The 20,120-nt window shown below is 62.3% G+C and carries 13 protein-coding genes; 5 read left to right on the top strand and 8 right to left on the bottom strand.

Translation table 11 applies throughout. From position 1 onward, the window contains the following. Positions 1-244 precede the first annotated feature (244 nt). Positions 245-1,018, top strand: coding sequence for a ParA family protein (locus tag FFS12_RS11575; protein ID WP_137818667.1), 774 nt, complete (start codon positions 245-247; stop codon positions 1,016-1,018). 61 nt (positions 1,019-1,079) lie between these two features. On the opposite strand, the gene FFS12_RS11570 is transcribed toward FFS12_RS11575, so the two are convergent. The 4 genes from FFS12_RS11570 to FFS12_RS11555 form a co-directional block, all read right to left on the bottom strand. After that, complete coding sequence (locus tag FFS12_RS11570; RefSeq protein WP_137886952.1) at positions 1,080-1,880, bottom strand: universal stress protein; 801 nt, start codon at positions 1,878-1,880, stop codon at positions 1,080-1,082. Positions 1,881-1,974: 94 nt separating this feature from the next. Continuing rightward, positions 1,975-2,418: a YiiD C-terminal domain-containing protein gene (locus FFS12_RS11565; protein WP_137886951.1), complete on the bottom strand. Its 444-nt coding sequence runs from the start codon at positions 2,416-2,418 to the stop codon at positions 1,975-1,977. 121 nt (positions 2,419-2,539) lie between these two features. Continuing rightward, positions 2,540-2,974 (bottom strand): thioredoxin TrxC, encoded by a 435-nt coding sequence (trxC, locus tag FFS12_RS11560; protein WP_137886950.1) that lies wholly within the window; start codon positions 2,972-2,974, stop codon positions 2,540-2,542. A 171-nt stretch (positions 2,975-3,145) separates the two neighbouring features. Next, positions 3,146-4,120, bottom strand: coding sequence for a sulfite exporter TauE/SafE family protein (locus tag FFS12_RS11555; protein ID WP_137886949.1), 975 nt, complete (start codon positions 4,118-4,120; stop codon positions 3,146-3,148). Positions 4,121-4,334: 214 nt separating this feature from the next. Between FFS12_RS11555 and FFS12_RS11550 the strand changes: the two genes are divergently transcribed. Continuing rightward, positions 4,335-5,036: an aspartate/glutamate racemase family protein gene (locus tag FFS12_RS11550; RefSeq protein WP_137818662.1), complete on the top strand. Its 702-nt coding sequence runs from the start codon at positions 4,335-4,337 to the stop codon at positions 5,034-5,036. Between the two features lie 29 nt (positions 5,037-5,065). Here the strand turns inward: FFS12_RS11550 and selO are convergent, their stop codons facing one another. The 4 genes from selO to FFS12_RS11530 all read right to left on the bottom strand — a co-directional run bounded on the left by selO (position 5,066) and on the right by FFS12_RS11530 (position 13,638). After that, complete coding sequence (selO, locus tag FFS12_RS11545) at positions 5,066-6,526, bottom strand: protein adenylyltransferase SelO (protein ID WP_137886972.1); 1,461 nt, start codon at positions 6,524-6,526, stop codon at positions 5,066-5,068. A 69-nt stretch (positions 6,527-6,595) separates the two neighbouring features. Then, positions 6,596-9,907 (bottom strand): mechanosensitive channel MscK, encoded by a 3,312-nt coding sequence (gene mscK / locus FFS12_RS11540; RefSeq protein ID WP_137886948.1) that lies wholly within the window; start codon positions 9,905-9,907, stop codon positions 6,596-6,598. 35 nt (positions 9,908-9,942) lie between these two features. Next, positions 9,943-11,688: a potassium/proton antiporter gene (locus tag FFS12_RS11535; RefSeq protein WP_137886947.1), complete on the bottom strand. Its 1,746-nt coding sequence runs from the start codon at positions 11,686-11,688 to the stop codon at positions 9,943-9,945. A gap of 147 nt (positions 11,689-11,835) precedes the next feature. Then, a complete protein-coding gene (locus FFS12_RS11530) occupies positions 11,836-13,638 on the bottom strand; it encodes an acyl-CoA dehydrogenase (protein ID WP_137886946.1) in 1,803 nt (600 codons plus the stop codon). Between the two features lie 149 nt (positions 13,639-13,787). On the opposite strand from FFS12_RS11530, the gene FFS12_RS11525 reads away from it, so the two are divergent. The 3 genes from FFS12_RS11525 (at position 13,788) to FFS12_RS11515 (ending at position 19,755) form a co-directional block, all read left to right on the top strand. Next, positions 13,788-14,633 carry a 23S rRNA (adenine(2030)-N(6))-methyltransferase RlmJ gene (locus FFS12_RS11525; protein WP_137886945.1) on the top strand — a complete coding sequence of 282 codons (846 nt, stop codon included), beginning with the start codon at positions 13,788-13,790 and terminating at the stop codon, positions 14,631-14,633. Between the two features lie 580 nt (positions 14,634-15,213). Then, positions 15,214-16,953, top strand: a complete 1,740-nt coding sequence (locus FFS12_RS20215) for a DUF6531 domain-containing protein (RefSeq protein ID WP_256657370.1) — start codon at positions 15,214-15,216, stop codon at positions 16,951-16,953. A gap of 21 nt (positions 16,954-16,974) precedes the next feature. After that, on the top strand, positions 16,975-19,755 hold the full coding sequence (locus FFS12_RS11515; protein ID WP_137886944.1) for an RHS repeat-associated core domain-containing protein: 2,781 nt from the start codon (positions 16,975-16,977) through the stop codon (positions 19,753-19,755). The last annotated feature ends 365 nt before the right edge of the window (positions 19,756-20,120 follow it).

Here is a 20,120-nt window from a genome sequence, read left to right as displayed (position 1 = left end):
GGGCATTATCCAGGCCCTGCGACCCTCAGGCAAACGTTGGCTGCATTATTCCGGGCGAGGCGCGGGCCTGTCGATGACGGCGAAAAGCCGCATTTTGCCCGCCAACTGCGCAAATGGGCGGCCAGTGTGCCGGTATTTGCGGGAAATAACCGCGCCACTGGTCACCGTTCGACTATCCACCTCGCCCTCGTCACGCGCTTTGCTTAGAATCCCAGGCTATTCGAGTGGCTCAGGGAGGTGCGATATGCGGCGCGTGGTATTCAATCAGAAAGGCGGGGTGGGTAAGTCCAGTATCGCTTGCAACCTGGCGGCGGTGAGTGCGGCACAGGGGCATCGCACGCTGTTGGTCGACCTGGATTCGCAGGCCAACTCGACGCAGTATCTCACCGGCCTGACCGGCGACGAGATTCCCATGGGCATCGCCGACTTTTTCAAGCAGACCCTGGCCGCCGGGGCTTTTGCCAGGAAGGGCAAGGTCGATATCTACGAGACCCCGTTCGACAACCTGCATGTGGTCACCGCCACCGCCGAGCTGGCCGATCTGCAGCCCAAGCTCGAGGCCAAGCACAAGATCAACAAGCTGCGAAAGCTGCTGGATGACTTGGCCGAGGACTACGACCGGATCTACCTGGACACCCCGCCGGCGCTGAACTTCTACACGGTTTCCGCGCTGATCGCCGCCGACCGCTGCCTGATCCCCTTCGATTGCGACAGTTTCTCGCGTCAGGCGCTGTATGGCCTGCTCGCCGAGATCGACGAACTGAAGGAGGACCACAACGAGGGGCTGGAAGTCGAGGGCATAGTGGTCAATCAGTTCCAGCCGCGCGCGACGCTGCCGCAGCAGTTGCTGGATGAGCTGATCGCCGAGAATCTGCCGGTGTTGCCGGTGTATCTGAGTAGCTCGGTGAAGATGCGCGAGTCGCACCAGGCTTGCACCCCGCTGATCTTCCTCGAGCCGCGGCACAAGCTGACTCAGCAGTTCGTCGAGCTGCACCGTTTGCTGGAAAGCGAGGGCTAACAGCCCGCTGCAAAAATAAAGGGCGCCCCTCGGCGCCCTTTATCGTTTGACCGCTCGTGCGCTACCGCGTCACCAGCACATCGCAGGGCGCCTTGTGCAGGCAGTGTTGCGCCAGGCTGCCGAGCAGGGCCTGGAACAGGGCGCTGCGGCCATGGCTGCCGAGCACCAGGAGTTGCGGCTGGTGGGTGCCGATGGCCTCATGCAGCGTGCGCGGCAGGCTGCCCAACTGGACCTCGTGGCTGAGCCTGGGCCCCTTGGCCGGCAGGTTCCGCGTTTCGTCGAGCAGCAATTGCTCGATCAGCATGCGTTGGGTGGCGAGCAGGGCCTCGACTTCCGCTGGGTTGCCCCTGGGCGCCTCGAACACGTGCAGGGCATGCAGTTCGGCCGCTGTCGGCAGCAGGCGGTAGGCATGGCCGAACGCATTGCAGGCGCAGACGGAAAAATTCAAGGCGGCCAGGGCGCGCTGGTAGGGCCTGTCGTCGTCGACCGAGGCCAGCAGCAGCGGGATCGGACAGCCGCGGGCGATGCGGTCGAGGGTAGTGCCGGAGAAGAACTCGTGGCGATGATGATGGGCGCCGAGCACCAGCAGATCGGCTTGCAGTTCCTGAATCTGGCTCAAGACCACATCGGCCGGGTGGCCGATCTGCAGGCGCAGCTCGCTGCCGGGCGGCGCGAAGCGGGTCAGGCTGCTATCGAGCGCCTGCTCGGCTTTTTCCCGTACGGCAGCCGGCTGCGGGTTCTCGATGACATGCAGCAGGGTCAGGCGGGCGTGATGCTGGCGCGCCAGTTGGGCGGCACGGCGTAGCGCGAGATCCGCCGTGCTGCGTAAGTCATGGGCGATAAGGATATGTTTGATGACCATGGGGCGACCCCTCCGTGCGCTTGGCCGACTCGATTCTTCAGGGAGTTAACCTATATTCAATAGTTGCCATTTTGATCTAGAGCAAGGTCATGCGTCAGTGCGCACGCAATTGATAGAGGCCGCGGCTTTCGGCCACTACTTGGCCGCTAGCATCGAGCAGCTTCAGCTCCAGCGAATACTCGGCTTTGCCGTGGCTCGTCGCCTCTGCTTGCAGGCGTTCGATGTCTTCCGCGCCGAGGCGCGCCTCGACCCAGATATCGCCGGTGGCCGGGCGACGGAAGCGCAGGTTCATTTCTTTGACTATGGGGTAGAAGCGGCTGGCATCGAAGCTGGTGATAAACAGCGCACCGCCAGGGATTTCCGCCAGGGTGAACAGCGCGCCGGCGTACATGCTGCCGATGTGGTTCTCGTTGCCCGCCAAGGGCACGCGCAGGCGGACGAAGCCCGGCTCGAGCACCTCGGCCTTGAGGTTCATGCGTTTGACGAAGGCGATCTTTTCTTCGGTGAACTGGCGGGCGATCTCAATGGGAAACGGCATGGCGTGCTCCTTCTTATCGATGGTTCCCCAGCCTAGCCGTTACCCACCCTGCGGCAATGACCGCGGTGCTCGCCGCGGCTGACCGAAATGCTCACACAGGGTTTTGCAGAGCGCTGGGTGTTCAGATGCCGTGGCTGTGTAGCCAGGCCAGCAGCTGCGGCAACGGCAGGGCGCCGCCCTGGCGTGCCAGTTCACGAGCGCCCTTGAACAGGATCAGGCTGGGGATCGAGCGCACGCCCAGTTGTGCCGACAGCGGTTGATTGGCTTCGCTGTCGAGCTTGGCCAGGCGGCAGCGCCCAACTAATTGCCCGGCGGCCTGCTGGAAGATCGGCGCAAAAGCTTGGCAGGGCCCGCACCAACCGGCCCAGACATCCAGCAGCAGCGGCAGGTCGCCTTTGAGCTGGCTGGCGTAGCTGCTGTGCGTCAGGTCGAAGGGTTTACCGGGCAGGACCTCGCCTTTGCAGCGACCGCAGCGCGGTGTATCACCGAGGCGTTCGCCGGGGATGCGGTTGAGGCCGTTGCAGTGCGGGCAGGGAATCAGCAGAGGGGCGGGCATAACAGGCTCCAGGGCGGTAGGCCTACTATCTGGAGCCGCGGCCGACGGCTATCAAGTTGGCCGGCTGGGGCGAGGCGGTCAATCAGTCCTGGCCCGCGTTGCGGCGGCGGCTCTAAATCAGTTGAACCTAAGCTTATGCCGGCCGTGACAAATCGTTCGGCGACCAGCCCGTTAGGCCAGTGCCGTGTACACGTTGTAGGCGCTGAGCAGGCTAATCAGGCTGCCGATCATCGTCAGCAGGGTCTTGGCGTGGAGCTTTTTGCACAGCAGTGCGGCAAACGGCGCCGCAAACAAGCCGCCGAATACCAGCCCGGCGACCAATAGCCAGGTGCTCGGCTGACCGGCCAGGAGGATGAAGGACGTGGCGCTGGCGATGGTCAGGAAGAACTCGGCAAAGTTGACCGAGCCGATGGTGGTGCGCGGATCGCTGCCGGAGCCGAGCAGGGTGCTGGTCACCACCGGGCCCCAGCCACCGCCACCGGCGGCATCGACGAAGCCGCCGAACAGGGCCAGCTTGGCCGTGTGTTTGGGCTGTTTGCTGTGCAACACATGCCGATACGCCTTGCTCAGAATGTACAGCCCCATTAACAACAGATAGGCGGAGATAAACGGCTTCAGCGCCTTGCCATCGAATTGGGTGATGACCACCGCGCCCAATACGGCACCGATGATGCCGGGGATCAGCAGGCGCAGAAACAGGGATTTGTTGACGTTGCCCAATTTGACGTGAGAGATGCCCGACAAACCGGTGGTGAAGACTTCGGCGATATGCACGCTGGCACTGGCCGCGGCAGGCGAGGCGCCAGCGCCCAATAAAAAGGTCGTGGCAGTAATGCCGTAGGCCATGCCGAGGGCGCCATCGATGGCCTGGGCGAAAAAGCCGACGGCCACGGCGCTCCAGAACAGCGGGCTGTGCAGCGCGCCCTCGATGATCTCGAGGCCGCTGCTTTCATGGTCGCCGAAGAACAGGCGCCAGGCCAGGAACGACAGCAGACTGAGCAGTATGGCAATCGCCAGCCACATGGCCGCTCTGAGTATTGGGTGATTGGCGGGGTGCGAGACGAGATCTTCAACTGGCGGTAAACCCAATGCCTCGTGTTCGGCATTGATCGGGTTAGCGGTGAAGTCGAGATCGCGGATTTTCATGTACAGCTAGCCTGGGCTGGAAGATGACGGGCGGTTTGCCGCACGGGCGCCAAGATAGTGGGCTTTGCTTAGAGAGTCTAAGAATAATTGAGCAGCATTATATGCTTTTAGGTTATTGAGAGCCGCTGTACCGCTCGCCGGGGCGCTGCCTGTATCTGGTGACCACTCTGTCCAGGGGGTTAGGCTCACAGATGGACTAAAGAAGGACAATGCGATGCGTACACTGGGCGTGCTGGGTGGGATGAGTTGGGAGTCCACGGCAACCTACTATCGGCTATTGAATCAGGGCGTGCGTGAGCGCCTGGGTGGTCTGCATTCGGCGCCGTTGCTGGTGCATTCGGTGGATTTCGCGGAAATCGCCGCGTTGCAGCAAACCGGCGACTGGGTTGCCGCAGGTGAGCGTTTGGCCCGTGCGGCCGAGGGCCTGCAGCGTGCCGGGGCGACGGCTCTGCTGCTGGCGACCAACACCATGCACAAGGTCGCGCCGGCGATCGAAGCCGCGCTGACGATTCCCCTGCTGCATATCGGTGATGCGGTGGGCCAGGCCCTGCAGCTGGACGGTGTGCAGCGGGCGGCCTTGCTCGGCACCCGCTTCACCATGCAGGAGGCGTTCTACCGTGAGCGGTTAAGCGCGCGCTTCGGTATCCAGGTGCTGGTGCCAGAGGCGTCGGACCAGGTCGAGCTCGATCGGGTGATTTTTCAGGAGCTGTGTTGTGGGCAGTTCAATGCGCCTGCGCGCAGCTTCTATCTGCAAAGCTTGGAGCGCCTGCGCGCAGAAGGGGCCGAGGCGGCGATTCTCGGTTGCACGGAAATTGGCCTGCTGCTGGAGGGCGTAACCAGCCCCTTGCCGCTGATCGACAGCAGCGAGCGGCATGTGGCGATGGGGCTGGAGTGGTTGTTAGCGCCTGGAAAATAACGCCGGGCTGGCTGCTGCAAGGGGGCGTGTCAGGACGAGCAGCTGATCTCCAGGCGCTTGCCCCATTCCGGTGGACGCTCGGCGTAACGCTCCATGCCGGGCTGCTCCTCGAAGGGGTTGCTGAGCACCGCATGCAGGCGCCGCACTTCGCTGTAGTCGCCTTGTTCGGCGGCGTCGATGGCCAGTTGTGCCAGGTAATTGCGCAGGATGTAGCGCGGGTTGACCGCGTGCATGCGGCGTTGCCGGTCCGCCTGGCTGACGCCTTCCGCGGCGCTGCGGGCCTGATAGTCGGCGGCCCAGGCATCGAAACCCGCCAAATCGATGAAGTCTTCACGCAGGCGCTTGAGCGCCACGCTCGGGGCGCTGTCGCCGAGTTCGCGGAAGAACCGGCTGTAATCCACCGGACTGCCCTGCATCAGTTGCAGCAGGCGTTCGACCAAGGCCGCGTCTTGCTCATCGGCCTGGCTCAAGCCCAGGCGGCGGCGCATCAGGTCGAGGTAATGGGCCTGGTACAGCGGCAGGAACAGGTTGAGGCTCTCCCGCAGCTGGTCGACGCCGATGAACGGCGTTAGCGCCTGGGCCAGCGCGCAGAGGTTCCAGTGGGCGATCGGCACCTGGTTGCTGAAGGAGTAGCGGCCGCTGTCATCCGAGTGGTTGCAGATGTGGTTGGCGTCGAAATCATCGAGAAAGGCATAGGGGCCGTAGTCGAAGGTGATGCCGAGGATCGACATGTTGTCGGTGTTCATCACCCCGTGGCAGAAGCCGTAGGCTTGCCAGTAGGCGATCAGCTCGGCGTTGCGCTCGACCACTTCACGGAAGAAGGCCAGGTAGGGTTCGGGCTGCTGCAGGCAGGCGGGGAAATGGCAGTTGAGCACGTGCTCGCCGAGCTGCTTCAGTAGTTCCGGCTGTTTGGTGTAGTAGAAGTACTCGAAGTGGCCGAAGCGCACGTGGCTCGGTGCCAGGCGCAGCAGCATGGCCGCACGCTCCTGTTTCTCGCGCCAGACCGGGGTGCTCGAGGCGGTCACGCAGAGCGCCCGGTTGCTGGGAATGCCGAGCGCATGCAGGGCTTCCGAGGCGAGAAACTCGCGGATCGACGAACGCAGCACGGCGCGGCCATCGCCCATGCGTGAGTAGGGCGTCTGCCCGGCGCCCTTGAGGTGCAGGTCCCAGTGCTCGCCCGCGTCATTCAGGACTTCGCCCAGCAACAGGCCACGGCCATCGCCCAGGCGCGGGTTGTAGGAGCCGAACTGATGTCCGGAATAGACCATCGCCCGTGGCTCGGCGTGTTCCCAGAGTTTGTGCCCGCTGAACAGTTCGGCGAACACCGGCTCTTCAGCCTGAGCCGGGTCGAGATCGAGCAGGGCCAGCGCCGCCGTGCTGGCGACGACCAGGCGTGGCTCGGCTATGGGTTCGGGTAACACTGCGGTCGAGAAGGCATCGCCCAGGCGGGCGAAGCGGTTATCGAAGGTCAGGTCGGTGAGCGACTTCAACAAGATGCGCCTCCAGTAATTCCGAGTATTGTCCTCGGAATTACTGGAGTGCGTCCAGGCGCCTGCCCGCTAGGACAGCTGCGGTTGTGGTGGCGGAAGCGGTTTGCCGGCGACCAACTGGGCCTCCTGACCTTGCAGGTTCTTGACGAAGATATCCAGTTGGTTGAAGGCCATCTCCACACCCTGCTCGCGGAAGCTCAGGGCGATGCGGGTGAGGATCTCGTCGGTCGCCGGGTTACGGTCGCCCAGTTCGCGCACATGGAAACGCAGCTCGAAATCGAAGGTGTTGGCGCCGATGGTGAGGAAGAACAGCAAGGGTTCCGGGTCGCGCAGCACTCGCGGGTTCTCCACGCAGGCTTGCATCATCAGCTTGCGTGCCAGTGGCAGATCGGTCTCGTAGGCCACGCCGACCTTGATGATGACGCGGGTGACGGTGTCGGTCAGCGACCAGTTGATCAGTTGGTCGGTGACGAAGGTCTTGTTCGGGACGATGATTTCCTTGCGGTCGAAATCGGTGATGGTGGTGGCGCGGATCCGAATCCGGCTGACCGTGCCGGACAGGTTGCCGATGGTCACCACGTCGCCAATCCGCACCGGGCGCTCGAACAGGATGATCAGGCCGGAGATGAAGTTGGCGAAGATCTCCTGCAGACCGAAACCCAGGCCGACCGAGAGCGCGGCCACCAGCCATTGCAGCTTGTCCCAGCTGACCCCCAGCGCCGACAGGCTGGCGACGAAGCCAATGCCGGCAATGGCATAGGACAGCAGGGTGGTGGCGGCATAGGCGCTGCCCTGCGCCAGGTTCAGGCGCGACAGCACCAACACTTCCAGCAGGCCCGGCAAGTTGCCGGCCAGGGCCACGGTCAGGCCGATGATCAGCAGCGCGCCGAGCAGGTCGCTGAGGCTGATCGGCACTTGGCTGGCGGTGACGCCGGTGCCGCTGGTGTATTCGTACAGGGTGACGTTATCCAGGTAGGCGAAGACCGAGATCAGGTCGGCCCAGACCCAGTACAGCATGACGACGAATACGCCGAGCAAGGCCAGACGAATCAGGCGCAAGGACTGCTGGTTGATCTGCTCGATGTCCAGGGTCGGCACCTCGAGCACCTCGCCGCCTTCGGCCCCCTCCTTGACCGGCGCCTGGCGCTTGCTCTGGGCGCGCTGATAAGCCAGGCGTCGCGCCGCAACGCCGAGACCGCGGGCGAGGGCGGCCTCCACCACCAGCCAGAGCATCAGCAGGTAGAGCGTGTTGATCAAGCGGTCGCTGAGCTTGAGCGCGGTGTAGTAGTAGCCGAAGCCGACGGCGATGAAGAGGGCGATCGGTAGCGCGGTGAAGCCTACGACGATCCAGAGGCGGAAGGCCGAGGGGTGCTCGCCCACCGGGCCGCTCAGCAGCAGCCGGCTCATCAGCCAGGTCATCAAGGCATAACAGGTGAGGACCACGCCGATGCCGATGACGTCCTCGGCCAGGGCCGCCGGCTGATGTTCGGCCACGGTGACGATGGCGACCAGCGCCAGGACCACCAGGCCCAGACGGCGGGCCTGAACACGCAGGAACTCGACTTGCGGCCGAGCCCAGCGAAAGTGCAATTCGGCGACGCCGCCGGGCGCGAGGATGCGGTAGGCGGTATAGAACACCAGCCAGGCCTGGGCCATCTCCATCAGGGCGGCGCCCAGGGTGGCGTTCTGCCCCCGGGCGTCCATTTGCAGGGCGAAGCCGCACAGCGCGAGGAACAGCGCGCCCGGCAGGGCCAGCAGGACATTCAGCAACAGCGCCAGGGGGGTGTGCAACTGGCTGTCGTGCTTGTAGTGGCCAATGTCCCGATGCAGCTCCGCCAGCTTTTGCGAGAGGTAGTCGCGCTTCCACAGCAGCACGCCGATCAGCAGCAAGAGCGGCAAGAACAGCAACGGGTTGTCGCTCAGGCCGGAGCCTAGCTCGCGGATCCCCGAGCCCCAGGGCATCGAGCGGAGCTGGAGCTCGAGCCGCTGGGGCAGGAGCTTGAACCAGCTCAGATCCAGCACTTTATTGCTGGGAATCCAGAACATCTGTTCGTCGAGGGTCGCGCGCAAGGCTTGCGTCGTGCTCTTCAGCTGCTTCTGGTTCAGTTGCAGGGTGATCGACTCGTTGAGCAGGGTATTCAGCTCACGGTTCAGTCGCTCCAGCAGCTCGCTGCGGGTGGTGATCAGCTCCAGCAGGGTCTTGCGCAATTGCAGGGTGACTTCTTCGGCCGGTTGCTTGGCCAGTAACTGCTCGACATAGGTGGTGGGATTGCTGACCAGCTCGCGCTGCTGGCTGACCTCGAACTGGTAGAGGCGGATGTCGGCGATTTCATCGGCCAGGTTGCGGTCGAGTTTGAGCTGCGGCAGCGCTTGCTTCTGCTGATAGAGAATCTTCGCCAGCAGCAGGCTGCCCTTGAGCACGCTGATCTGCTCGTCCAGGGCCTGGTCGCTCTGGGTGAGGCTGTCCAGCTGTTGCTTGGTCTGCAGATTCTGCTGGGTCAGTTGGTTGAGGCGGTCGGTGGTGCGCAGCAGGTAATCGGAGAGCTTGAGGTTGGCATCGCTCTCGCTGGCCAGGAGGCTGTCGGAGCCGGCCTTCTTCGCCTCCAGCGACTGCTCGGCGACGGTCTGTTCCGATTGCGCGAGGCGCTTGTCGTTGATCAGCGATTGCAGGTCGCGGCTTTCCTGCTCCGCGCGGGTGATGCGTTCACCCAGCAGATCGCGCTGGCTGTTGCCGAGGTCTTGCAGCAGGTTGTTGCCGGCCAACTCTTGGCGGCGGAGCAAGGTTTGCGCGGTCAGCGCGGCGAGTTCCGCGTTGAGCAGGTCGCGGCGCTCTGGGCTTAGCGGCTTAGCGCCGTCTTTGCCATTCTTCAGGAGGCCGTTGAGCTCCTGGGCACGGGTCTGGTTGCTGCTGATTTCCGCCTGCGCGCGTTCGGGGCGCGTCTGGGCGGTGATGATCTGGCTGTTGGCCTCGGCGATTGCCTTCTGCCAGTCGCTCAGTTGGCTGCTGCGGTCGCTTAACTGTTGTTCCAGTTGCTGCACCGAGCTGTTGGCATAGCGCTGGGCGATGACGATGGGCGGGCTGGCTTTCAGCCTGGTCAGTTCGCGCTGGGTTTCGCCGATCAGCCGCGGCGCTTCGGCCAGTTTCTGCTTGAGGTCGCGCAAGCGCTGCTCGCTATCCTCTTTAGCGGCGAGCCAGCGCAAGGTGTTGTCGAGGCTTTGTTTGACGGCCTGTTGTTCGGCTTCGGGCAGTTTGCGCGCCTCGAGGCCGTCCAGGCTGCTCTGCACGTCGCGGCTAGTCGGGGGCTCGGCGGCTTGCAGAGGCGTGGTACTCAGGCATAGCGCGAGCAGGCTGGCAGTAAAAAGGCTAGGTAAAAATGGCATGGGGGCTGATCGTGGGGCTCGTGAAGGAATGGAGTTTAGAGGAACAGGCTTGGCCCGGGGCGGCTGCCTTCGGGGAATTTGACGCCGACTTTGCGGATCTTGTTCCCCTCCATCACGGCGACCGTCCAGGTCAGGGCGTTCCACTCGACCTGATCGCCGACCACCGGTTCGCCACCGATCTCATTGGCGATAAAGCGGCCGAGCGACAGGTTGCCGTCGATAGCCTCGAGTTTCAGGCCGTAGAGCGCGGCCACCGCGCCCAGTTCGGCGTCGCCTTCGAGGACGAAGTCGCCGAAGAAGCGCAGGTCCATACCGCGCTCCGGCGCCTGGCTGAACAGCTTGCCGAGCGCCGGCAGGTCATGTTCGTGGCCGACCACGCAGAGGATATCGCCGGCCTCCAGGCGGGTGCTGCCGGAGGGGTGCAGCAGCTCCCGGCTGCGGAACAGCGCGGCGATGCGCGTGCCCTCGGGCATCCGCAGCTCGCGCAGGGCGGCGCCGATGCACCATTTCTCCGCGCCGAGGCGGTAGACGAACAGCTCCCACTGGCTGGTCGGGTGGATCTCCAGGCCGGCCCGCGAGATGGGGGCCGGGTCCGGTGGCACCGTGACCCGCAGCCATTTGGCCACCCAGGGCAGGCTGGTGCCCTGCAACAGCAGCGAGACCAAGACGATGAAGAAGGCCACGTTGAAGAACAGCTGGGCATTCGGCAGCCCGGCCATCAGCGGGAACACCGCGAGAATGATCGGCACCGCGCCGCGCAAGCCGACCCAGGCGATGAAGGCCTTCTCGCGGTCATGGAAGGCGCGGAACGGCAATAGGCCGAGGAACACCGACAGCGGGCGGGCGAACAGAATCATCCACAGCGCCAGACCCAGTGCCGGCAGGGCGATGGGCAGCAGTTCGTGGGGGGTGAGCAACAGGCCGAGCACCAGGAACATGCCGATCTGGCTGAGCCAGGTCAGGCCGTCGAGCATATGCAAGATGCCGTGATGGCTGCGGATCGGCCGGTTGCCCAGGAGCAGGCCGCACAGGTAGACGGCGAGGAAGCCGCTGCCACCGACGGCGTTGGTCAGGGCGAAGAGCAGCAGGCCGCCACTGACCACCAGCAAGGGATAGAGGCCGTTAGCCAGATGAATGCGGTTGACCAAATGGAGCAGCAGCCAGCCGCCGCCGAGGCCGAGCACGGCGCCGATGCCGAATTCGCTGAAGAGATGGCCGATGAAACTGAAGCTGAAGCCGCTCTGGCCGCTGGCGAGCATCTCGATCAGGGTCACGGTGAGGAACACCGCCATCGGGTCGTTGCTGCCGGACTCGATCTCCAGGGTGGCGCTGACCCGCTCGTTCAGCCCGCGCCCGCCGAGCAGGGAGAATACCGCGGCGGCGTCGGTGGAGCCGACGATGGCGCCGATCAACAGGCCTTCCAGCCAGCTCAGGTCGAACAGCCAGGCGGCGGCGACGCCGGTCAGTCCGGCAGTCACCAGCACCCCGACGGTGGCCAGGGATAAGGCCGGCCAGAGTGCCACGCGAAAGCTCGACACGCGGGTGCGCAGGCCGCCGTCGAGCAAGATCACCGCGAGCGCCAAGTTACCGACCAGGTAAGCGGTGGAGTAATCGTTGAAGACTATGCCGCCGAAGCCGTCGCTGCCGGCGAGCATGCCGACCGCGAGGAAAATCACCAGGATCGGGATGCCGAAGCGCGAGCCGAACGCGCTGACCAGAATGCTCGCGGCCACCAGCAGCGCACCGATCAGAAACAGGCTGTTGACGGCGCTTGCATCCACGGGCGGGCTCCAGGTGGTAACAGATAGACGGAATAGGTGCGGCGTATGCAGTACCCATGCCAGGCGATTCTAACCCGTGCCTCGAACGGCCTGTCAAAAAAACGCCCCGCACAGGGCGGGGCATTGGTTGCGAGGGTTATGGGCGATCTAGAACCAGGCGTCCTGCATCGTCAGGCAGGTGTCGTCGCGGTTTTCCAGGATCGCCAACTCGTGGTGGCAGCTCGGGACTTCCCAGGTCAGGAAGTAGCGCGCGGCCTGCAGCTTGCCCTTATAGAAGTCGAGGTCGGCGGCGTTGCCTTTGGCCAGCCCCTCTTCGGCGCGGATCGCCTGTTCCAGCCAGCGCCAGCCGATCACCGCATGGCCGAAGGCCTTGAGGTACAGCGCCGAGTTGGCCAGGCCTTGGCTGACCTGGCCTTGGGCCAGGTCGCCGAGCAGCGCCAGGGTGACGCTGGACAGGTGCGCGAGGAGTTTTTCCAGCGGTGCGCGCAGCGTATTCAGCGAAGCGTACTGGCCGGCGCGCTGGCAGGTGCCCTGGATCAGTGCGGTGAGCTGCTTGAGCCCGGCGCCGCCGTGCTGCGCGAGCTTACGGCCGAGCAGGTCGAGCGACTGGATGCCATGGGTGCCTTCGTGAATCGGGTTCAGGCGGTTGTCGCGGTAGTACTGTTCCACCGGGTATTCGCGGGTGTAGCCGTGGCCGCCGAGGATCTGGATCGCCAGTTCGTTGGCCTTCAGGCAGAACTCCGAGGGCCAGGACTTGACGATCGGGGTGAGCAGGTCGAGCAGCTCATGGGCCTGCTGGCGGGCCTCCGCGGTTTCCAGGGTCAGGGTGTCGTCGACCAGGCGCGCGGCATACAGCGCCAGGTCGAAGGCGCCTTCGACATAGGCCTTCTGGGTCAGCAGCATGCGTTTCACATCGGCGTGCTGGACGATGCTGACCGGCGCCGTGGTCGGGTCTTTGCTGTCCGGCAGCCGGCCTTGCGGGCGCTCGCGGGCGTAGTCCAGCGAATACAGGTAGCCGGCATAGCCGAGCATCACCGCGCCCATGCCGACGCCGATGCGCGCCTCGTTCATCATCTGGAACATGTAGGCCAGGCCGTGATGGGGCTTGCCCACCAGATAGCCGACGCATTCCCCGTTATCGCCGAAATTCAGCGCGGTGGAGGTGGTGCCGCGGTAACCCATCTTGTGGAACAGGCCGGCGAGGAGCACGTCGTTGCGCGGGCCCAGGGAGCCGTCGGCGTCGACCAGGAACTTCGGCACGATAAACAGCGAGATGCCTTTCACCCCGGGCGGTGCGTCCGGCAGCTTGGCCAGTACCATGTGCACGATGTTCTCGCTCAAGGGGTGATCGCCGCCGGAGATGAAGATCTTGTTGCCCTTGATCCGGTAAGTACCGTCTTCTGCGGGCTCGGCGCGGGTGCGGATATCCGCCAGGGAGGAACCGGCGTGCGGCTCGGTCAGGCCCATGGTGCCGAAGAAGCGACCCTCGATCATCGGCTGCAGGAAGCGCTGCTTCTGCTCCTCGTTGCCGAAGGTCTCGATCAGGTTGGCCGCGCCCATGGTCAGGAAGGGGTAGGCCGAGCTGCCGACGTTGGCCGCCTGGAAATGCGCGAAGCAGGCCTGCGACAGCAGGGTCGGCAGCTGCATCCCGCCTTGCTCGAAGCTGCGCGTGGCATTCAGGAAGCCGGCCTCGAGGAAGGCGTCGACCGCCGGTTTGACTTCCGGGATCAGCACGGCGGCGCCGTCGACATACTCCGGCTCGTGCTCGTCGCCCTTGCGGTTGTGCGGGGCGAAGAATTTTTCCGCGATGCTGCGTGCCGTGCCGAGGGCGGCGTCGAAGGTTTCGCGGTTGTGCTCGGCGAAGCGTTCGCGCTGGGTCAGGGCTTCGGCGTCCAGTACTTCGTACAGCTCGAAGGCCAGGTTGCGGGAACTGAGCAGGGTCTCGGACATGGGCGCACCTCCAATGGGATCGCTGGAGTCTAGGTCGGTGAATGAACCGCGCCTAGCAACATCCATCGGAGTGATAAAGGCGCAAAACCCACAGGCGAGCGGGCCAGGGCCTTTATAGGTAGAATTCGCCGCCTCGCGAGGAGCCTTCCATGAACTACCGCCACGCCTTCCACGCCGGCAATCATGCCGATGTGTTCAAGCACTTGCTGCTGTCCCGTCTGATCGCCCTGATGGGGCGTAAAGAACAGCCGTTCGCCTACCTCGACAGCCACGCGGGCATCGGCCTGTACGACCTCAAGGGTGACCAGGCCAGCCGCACCGGTGAGTGGCTGGAGGGAGTCAATCGCGTCTGGGAGGCCGGCGATGTGCCGGAGTTGGCCGCCGACTACCTGCGCGTGCTACGTGAGCTCAACCCGAATGGCAGCCTGCGCTACTACCCGGGTTCGCCCGAGTTGGCGCGCCAGCTGACGCGCCCGCAGGATCGTCTGCACCTGAATGAAAAACACCCGGAAGATGGTCGCCTGCTCAAGGACAATATGAAGCACGACCGCCGCGTTGCGGTGCACCTGGGCGAAGGCTGGCACATTCCGCGGGCGTTGCTGCCGGTGGCCGAGAAGCGTGCGTTGCTGCTGATCGACCCGCCTTTCGAGCAGGCCGATGAGTTGCAACGCTGCGCGCACGCGCTGAAGGAAGCGATCAGTCGCATGCGCCAGACGGTGGCGGCGATCTGGTACCCGATCAAGGATCAGCGCCAGCTCAAGCGCTTCTATAACGACCTGGCCAAGAGTGGCGCACCCAAGTTGCTGCGCGTCGAGTTGTACGTGCATCCCGTCGACAGCGCCGAGTTTGGTCTGAACGGCTCGGGTCTGGTCATCGCCAGCCCGCCCTGGGGGCTGGAGGAGGAGCTCAAGCAGCTAATGCCCTGGTTGGCCGAGAAATTGGCGCAAACCCAGGGCGGCTGGCGGATGGATTGGTTGATCGAGGAGAAAGCCTAGGCTGCGATTGATCGCACCAAAAACCGAGAAGCCGCTGAAGGCTAAAGGCTGAACGGAAGAGTGGTCATCGCCGGTAGGCTGCGCTGCCAGCCGCAGCCACTGAGGATGGGTGGGGCGTAGCGATACCCAGCGTTGTAAAGCCTTGTAGGCCGCTGGAAATTCCTCAAGCAGGTGGGTTACGCCGCTACGCGGCTAACCCACCCTACGCGTTTTTGTAGGAGCGGATTTATCCGCGAAACCGAACCCGAGAACGTCACCAATCCCGCAGCAAGAACCCAGTGCCGCTTTGCTGAGAGGGGCCTTGGTCGCGACAGCTGCGCTGGCCGATAGGGCCAATCACCTCAGGCTTTCTGCAATCGAAGGCCAGACTCCCGGCCGCCCAATAGCCCCTCGCCTTGAGGCCAGCCCGGCGATCACCCGATAAAAAGCTCTCACGCCTTCTGCCTGAACCTGAGGGCACGCAGCGCTTCTTGCGGTGACAGTGCCCAAGCAGAACCGTATTATCCGCAACCACTGCGCCTAGCCAAGCCGACAGCTCGGCCAGAGCATTACCCATCGCTGACTTCAAAGGGAATTGAAGATGAACAAGAGTTTGCATCACATCCGCCTGTTTGCGCTCGATAGATTGTCCGAAGCGCAGCAGATCGCTAATCGTGGTCTGTCCCTGATTACTAAAGCTTGCAGTAAGTATTTATTAGCGTTTGTTGCAGTTTTCTCGATGCTGCAAGGCGCGATTGCCATGGCGGGCTCTATAACAGTAGAGCCAAAGAGGACGTATACATTTCCAGGATGGGATAACCGGCCTATTATTACCGACACGCTCGAGGGAATAGTAAGCTACATAAATTCATGGCAGGAAAATAGATTTAATGTCTGCATAGCCAAGCCTACATATGGTTGCGATAAGGCCCTCGTTACATCTACCACGCCAGGTCCTGGATCTGGCATGATAAACGGTGAGCCAAGTTACTATTCACTAAACCGAACTGTGTTTTATCAAACAAAGCGTGTTTCGGGAGGAGCCATAGAGCGCGGTTCATATCCAATTAATGGGGCGCTGGGTGCGGGGGTTACTTGGACATGCCCAGCACCCTACGGTAAATTCCCCAGGACAGTAGGCCCGAATGCGCTGATATATGAGTGCGTTCTGCCAGGTCGCGATATCGGCGAGCACAAAGGCGCCCCGCCCAGCAGTTGCGATTCAGCTCAACCCCCCTCAAGCTACACGGGAAACCCCATAAACTTCTCTGTGGGCAACAAGTTCCAAGAAGAGCTGGATTTTCAGACCTCCGGTACATACCCATTAACCTTTAGCCGCGCATACAACAGTCTCGATGGCCTTTGGCGGCATAACTACTCCACGAATTTGGAGTTCGGTCAAAATAAAATTTATTTGACTAGAGCCGACGGCAGGATGAGCTACTTTACTGTTCAGAACGGCATAGCTACGGCCGAGCCAACAGAACTCGGCAGCCTAGCCAAGATCTCGACTAATTGGCTGTATACGGCGCCCAATAATGACAGCTTCGTGTTTAGCTCAAGTGGGCGATTACTTCTCCAGAAAGACCCATCTGGCTTAGAGCGAAAGCTAACCTATGTAGGCGGTGCAGTGACGGTGACGGATAGTTTCGGTCGCTCTCTTACCTTTACCGAGGACGCTTACAAACAACCGCTCAGTCTTAAATCTGGCGCCGTGAAAGCGACCTACAGCTACAACTCGAACAAGCGCCTTGTTCAGTTTGAACTCTCTTCTGGCGGCGAGGTAAGGCGGCGCAGCTACCACTATGAAGATAGTCGCGACCTCAACCTGCTTACCGGGATTACTGACGAACGCGGCATACGCTTTGCAACTTGGGCATATGACGACAAAGGCCGCGCTATTTCCAGCGAGCATGCTGGCGGTGCCGAGCGGAAGACCATCGTTTATAACTCTGACGGCTCGCGCACTGTCACCAATGAGCTAGGCAAAACTACAACTTACCGTTTTGTCACCATTGAGGGAGCCAAGCGCATCACCGCCATCGAAGGCGAACCTTCGGCCAATTGCCCCAACAGCAACTCGACCTTCACCTACGACGCCCGTGGCCTGCTCAAGACCAAGACCGACAACAAAGGCTTCGTCACCACTTACGATTACAACGAGCGCGGCCTGGAGGTTGCCCGAACCGAAGCCTCCGGCACGCCGCAGGCTCGGACGATTACCACCACATGGCATGCGGCCCTCAACCTGCCGCTGACAGTGACCGAGCCCGGCCGCATGACCACCTACACCTACGATGCCCAAGGTCGCCAAACCGGCCAGACCAGCACAGCCCTTTAAGCCCAAGGAAGGACTTGAACCATGAGCATGAAGCTAACCCGCACCCTGCTGGTCGTGGCCTTGGCCAGCGCCGCAGGCCTGCCGCTGCAAGCCGCCGAGCGCAGTTGGAGCTATAGCTACAACAGTCTCGGCCTGATCGAAAGCGCCGACGGCCCGCGCACCGATGTGGCGGACATCACCCGCTACGCCTACGACGCCCAGGGCAACCTGACCCAGGTGACCAACGCCCTCGGCCATATCACCCAGCTGTCGAACTACGACGCCGACGGCCATCCACAGAGCATCACCGACGCCAACGGCGTCAGCACCAGCCTCACCTATGCCCCGCAGGGCTGGCTGGCCTCGATCAGCACGGCGGGCAGCACCACATCCTTCGAGCACGACGCCGTGGGCCAGATCACTCGGGTCACCCGCGGTGACGGTAGCTGGCTGGCCTACACCTGGGACCATGCGCGGCGCCTGACCCGCATCGCCAACAACCTCGGCGAGACCGTCGAATACAGCCTGGACGCCATGGGCAACCGCACCGCGCAGCGGATCAAAGACTCCTCCAGCAGTCTTACCCAACAGCAGCAGTGGGCCTACGACGAACTGGGCCGCCTGCTCCGTTCGGTCGGCGCCGCCGGGCAGACCAGTCGCGTCCAGTACGATCTCAATGACAACCCCACCGCCCTGACCAATCCCAAGCAGAACAGTCACGTCCGCGCCTACGATGCCCTCGACCGCCTGGTCGCCAGCTCCGATCCGCTCAATGGCGTCACCGCCCTGGCCTATGACGCCCAGGACCACCTGACCCAGGTCAGCGACCCGCGCGGCGTCACCACCCGCTACGTCTACGACGGCCTCGGCAACCTGACTCAACTGATCAGCCCGGACAGCGGCACCACCAGCTACGCCCACGATGCCGCCGGCAACGTCATCAGCAAGACCGATGCCCGTGGCGTAGTCACCCTTTATAAGTACGACGCCCTCAATCGCCTCACCGCGCGCACTTACCCGGCCAAGCCCGCGCTGAACGTCACCTACGCCTATGACATGACCACCGGCGGCAACTACGGCATCGGCCGGCTCACGGCCCTCAAAGACTCCGGCGGCCTGATCGGCTACAGCTACGACGCGCGCGGTAACCTGACGCAGCAGGTCCGCTCATTGACGGTCGCCACGCTGCCCAAGGATGAAAGCCTCAAGTACGCCTACGACGCTGCCAACCAACTGACCGGCATCGGCTACCCCGGCGGCTTCAGCGTCACTTACCCGCGCAACAGCGCCGGTCAAGTCACCGGGGTTAATTTGGTCATGGGCACACAGCCGGCCACCAGCCTCGCCAGCAACCTCCGCTACCTGCCATTCGGCCCACTCAAGAGTCTGACCTGGGGCAACGGCATTCAGCTTGTGCGCCAATATGACAAAGACTATCAACTGGCCCAGCAGGACATCGGCTCCTGGCAGAGCAAATACAGCTTCGACGCCAACGGCAATATCCGTAGCCACAGCCATAGCCTGTTCGGCAACCTGAACTACGGCTACGACGCCCTCGATCGCCTCACTGAAGAAAAGGCCGCCGCCCAGCGTAAGGTCTACAGCTACGACGCCAGCGGCAACCGCAAAAGCCGCATCAGCTACAGCGCCACCGCTGGCGTTGAGACTCCGCTTGCCACCCAAACGCTCACCACCGCGACCACCAGCAATCGACTGCTGAAAAGCGGCAGCGTCGTGGTGCAGCTGGATGCCGCCGGCAACAGCCTGACGCAGTTCGCCGGCCGGACCTACGTCTACAACGTACAAGGCCGCCTGCAGCAGGTGCTTAACCCGACTGCGCTGTATGTTGACTACAGCTATAACGCCCTGGGTCAGCGCACCCTGAAGCGGGTGTACAGCGGCGCAACCATCAGCTACACCACCAGTTATCTCTATGGCGCAGATGGCCAGTTGCTTGGGCAAGTGCAGTACGGTGCCACCGGCATTAAGACTCTGGCGCAATACTGGATCTGGCTCGACGGCCTGCCGTTGGCGGGTATCGAACTGAAGTACGCCAGCAACGGCACCACCGTCGCCAGCACCACCAAGTACTACCTGCACAGCGACCACCTCAACACCCCACGCCTGGCCACCGACCAGAGCCAGAAACTGCTCTGGAGCTGGAACAGCGACGCCTTCGGCGTCGGCAAGCCCAACCAGGACGTGGACGGCAACGGCATCCAAACCGACATCCCCCTACGCTTCCCCGGCCAGCAATACGACGGCCACAGCGGCCTTAACTACAACTACTTCAGGGACTATGATCCGGAGACTGGGCGCTATGTGGAGAGTGATCCGATTGGGCTTGAGGGTGGGCTGAATACGTTTGAGTATGTAAGAGGCAATCCAATTTCAAGAATGGATTTATATGGTCTATTTGATGGTGCCGGTGCTTTCTTTCCAGTACCTGGCGCTCCAACCACTCAAGAAGGTGCAAAAGCCGCTGTCAATTATGGAAAAGGGGCAGTCTATGCTACTGGAGATTTTGGCAGCAATTACATAGACATGCGCAAGGCGAATACAATAGGTGCTGACAAGTACTTCCATTGCAAAGCCAACTGTGAAGCGGGCCAAAGGGGATGGGGTGGAAGCGATATGGCATGCCTCATTAGCAATACTCGCGAATGGACTGATCAAAATATCAAAGGGGATCCTGCTTCGGCATCAACTGCGGATCAAATTGCGAACAACCATGGGAGGACATGGGGTCAATACAACCCCAGTCAAAGCTGCAGCCAACTTTGCTCAGCTTTTCGCCCAAGCGGATTAGACCAGAGGTATTAATTTATTATGTTCAGGATGTTTTTTTTACTTGCGTTCTTACTGATTGGCGTGACCGGTTGTGAGCAGATAGATATCGATAAGTGCCTAGATAATGGAGGTCGCTGGAATTATGAGAATAAAACCTGTGAGTACAAATAATCTGCTAATTCCTTAACGGCCTAACCATGTGGGGCAGGTGAAAATCACGTGGTAAAAGCGTTTATCCGTTGGCTGCGTGATGTTGTTCGATTGGACGGACTATCTCCCAGCCAAACACGTAGCGATACCCATTGCTTAAGGAGCAACGAGTAAGGTGGGTTTTAACTCCCCTTATGCTCCGGCAACTGAGGAACCCTGAAAATCTCTCAAGCCTGGTAGGGCGGGTG

Origin of the sequence: Pseudomonas sp. 2FE (assembly GCF_005503735.1) — a bacterium.
Classification (GTDB): domain Bacteria; phylum Pseudomonadota; class Gammaproteobacteria; order Pseudomonadales; family Pseudomonadaceae; genus Aquipseudomonas.
The sequence above is the reverse complement of the archived record's forward strand: the minus strand, read 5'-3'. Positions and strand labels throughout refer to the sequence as shown.

Bases quoted from the DNA above. Each gene is read 5' to 3' on its own strand.
- FFS12_RS11550 (WP_137818662.1), top strand. From the start codon at position 4,335: ATGCGTACACTGGGCGTGCTGGGTGGGATGAGTTGGGAGTCCACGGCA.
- FFS12_RS11570 (WP_137886952.1), bottom strand. From the start codon at position 1,880: ATGGTCATCAAACATATCCTTATCGCCCATGACTTACGCAGCACGGCG.
- trxC (WP_137886950.1), bottom strand. From the start codon at position 2,974: ATGCCCGCCCCTCTGCTGATTCCCTGCCCGCACTGCAACGGCCTCAAC.
- FFS12_RS11555 (WP_137886949.1), bottom strand. From the start codon at position 4,120: ATGAAAATCCGCGATCTCGACTTCACCGCTAACCCGATCAATGCCGAA.
- FFS12_RS11530 (WP_137886946.1), bottom strand. From the start codon at position 13,638: ATGTCCGAGACCCTGCTCAGTTCCCGCAACCTGGCCTTCGAGCTGTAC.
- FFS12_RS11525 (WP_137886945.1), top strand. From the start codon at position 13,788: ATGAACTACCGCCACGCCTTCCACGCCGGCAATCATGCCGATGTGTTC.
- FFS12_RS11575 (WP_137818667.1), top strand. From the start codon at position 245: ATGCGGCGCGTGGTATTCAATCAGAAAGGCGGGGTGGGTAAGTCCAGT.
- FFS12_RS11515 (WP_137886944.1), top strand. From the start codon at position 16,975: ATGAGCATGAAGCTAACCCGCACCCTGCTGGTCGTGGCCTTGGCCAGC.
- mscK (WP_137886948.1), bottom strand. From the start codon at position 9,907: ATGCCATTTTTACCTAGCCTTTTTACTGCCAGCCTGCTCGCGCTATGC.
- FFS12_RS20215 (WP_256657370.1), top strand. From the start codon at position 15,214: ATGAACAAGAGTTTGCATCACATCCGCCTGTTTGCGCTCGATAGATTG.
- FFS12_RS11565 (WP_137886951.1), bottom strand. From the start codon at position 2,418: ATGCCGTTTCCCATTGAGATCGCCCGCCAGTTCACCGAAGAAAAGATC.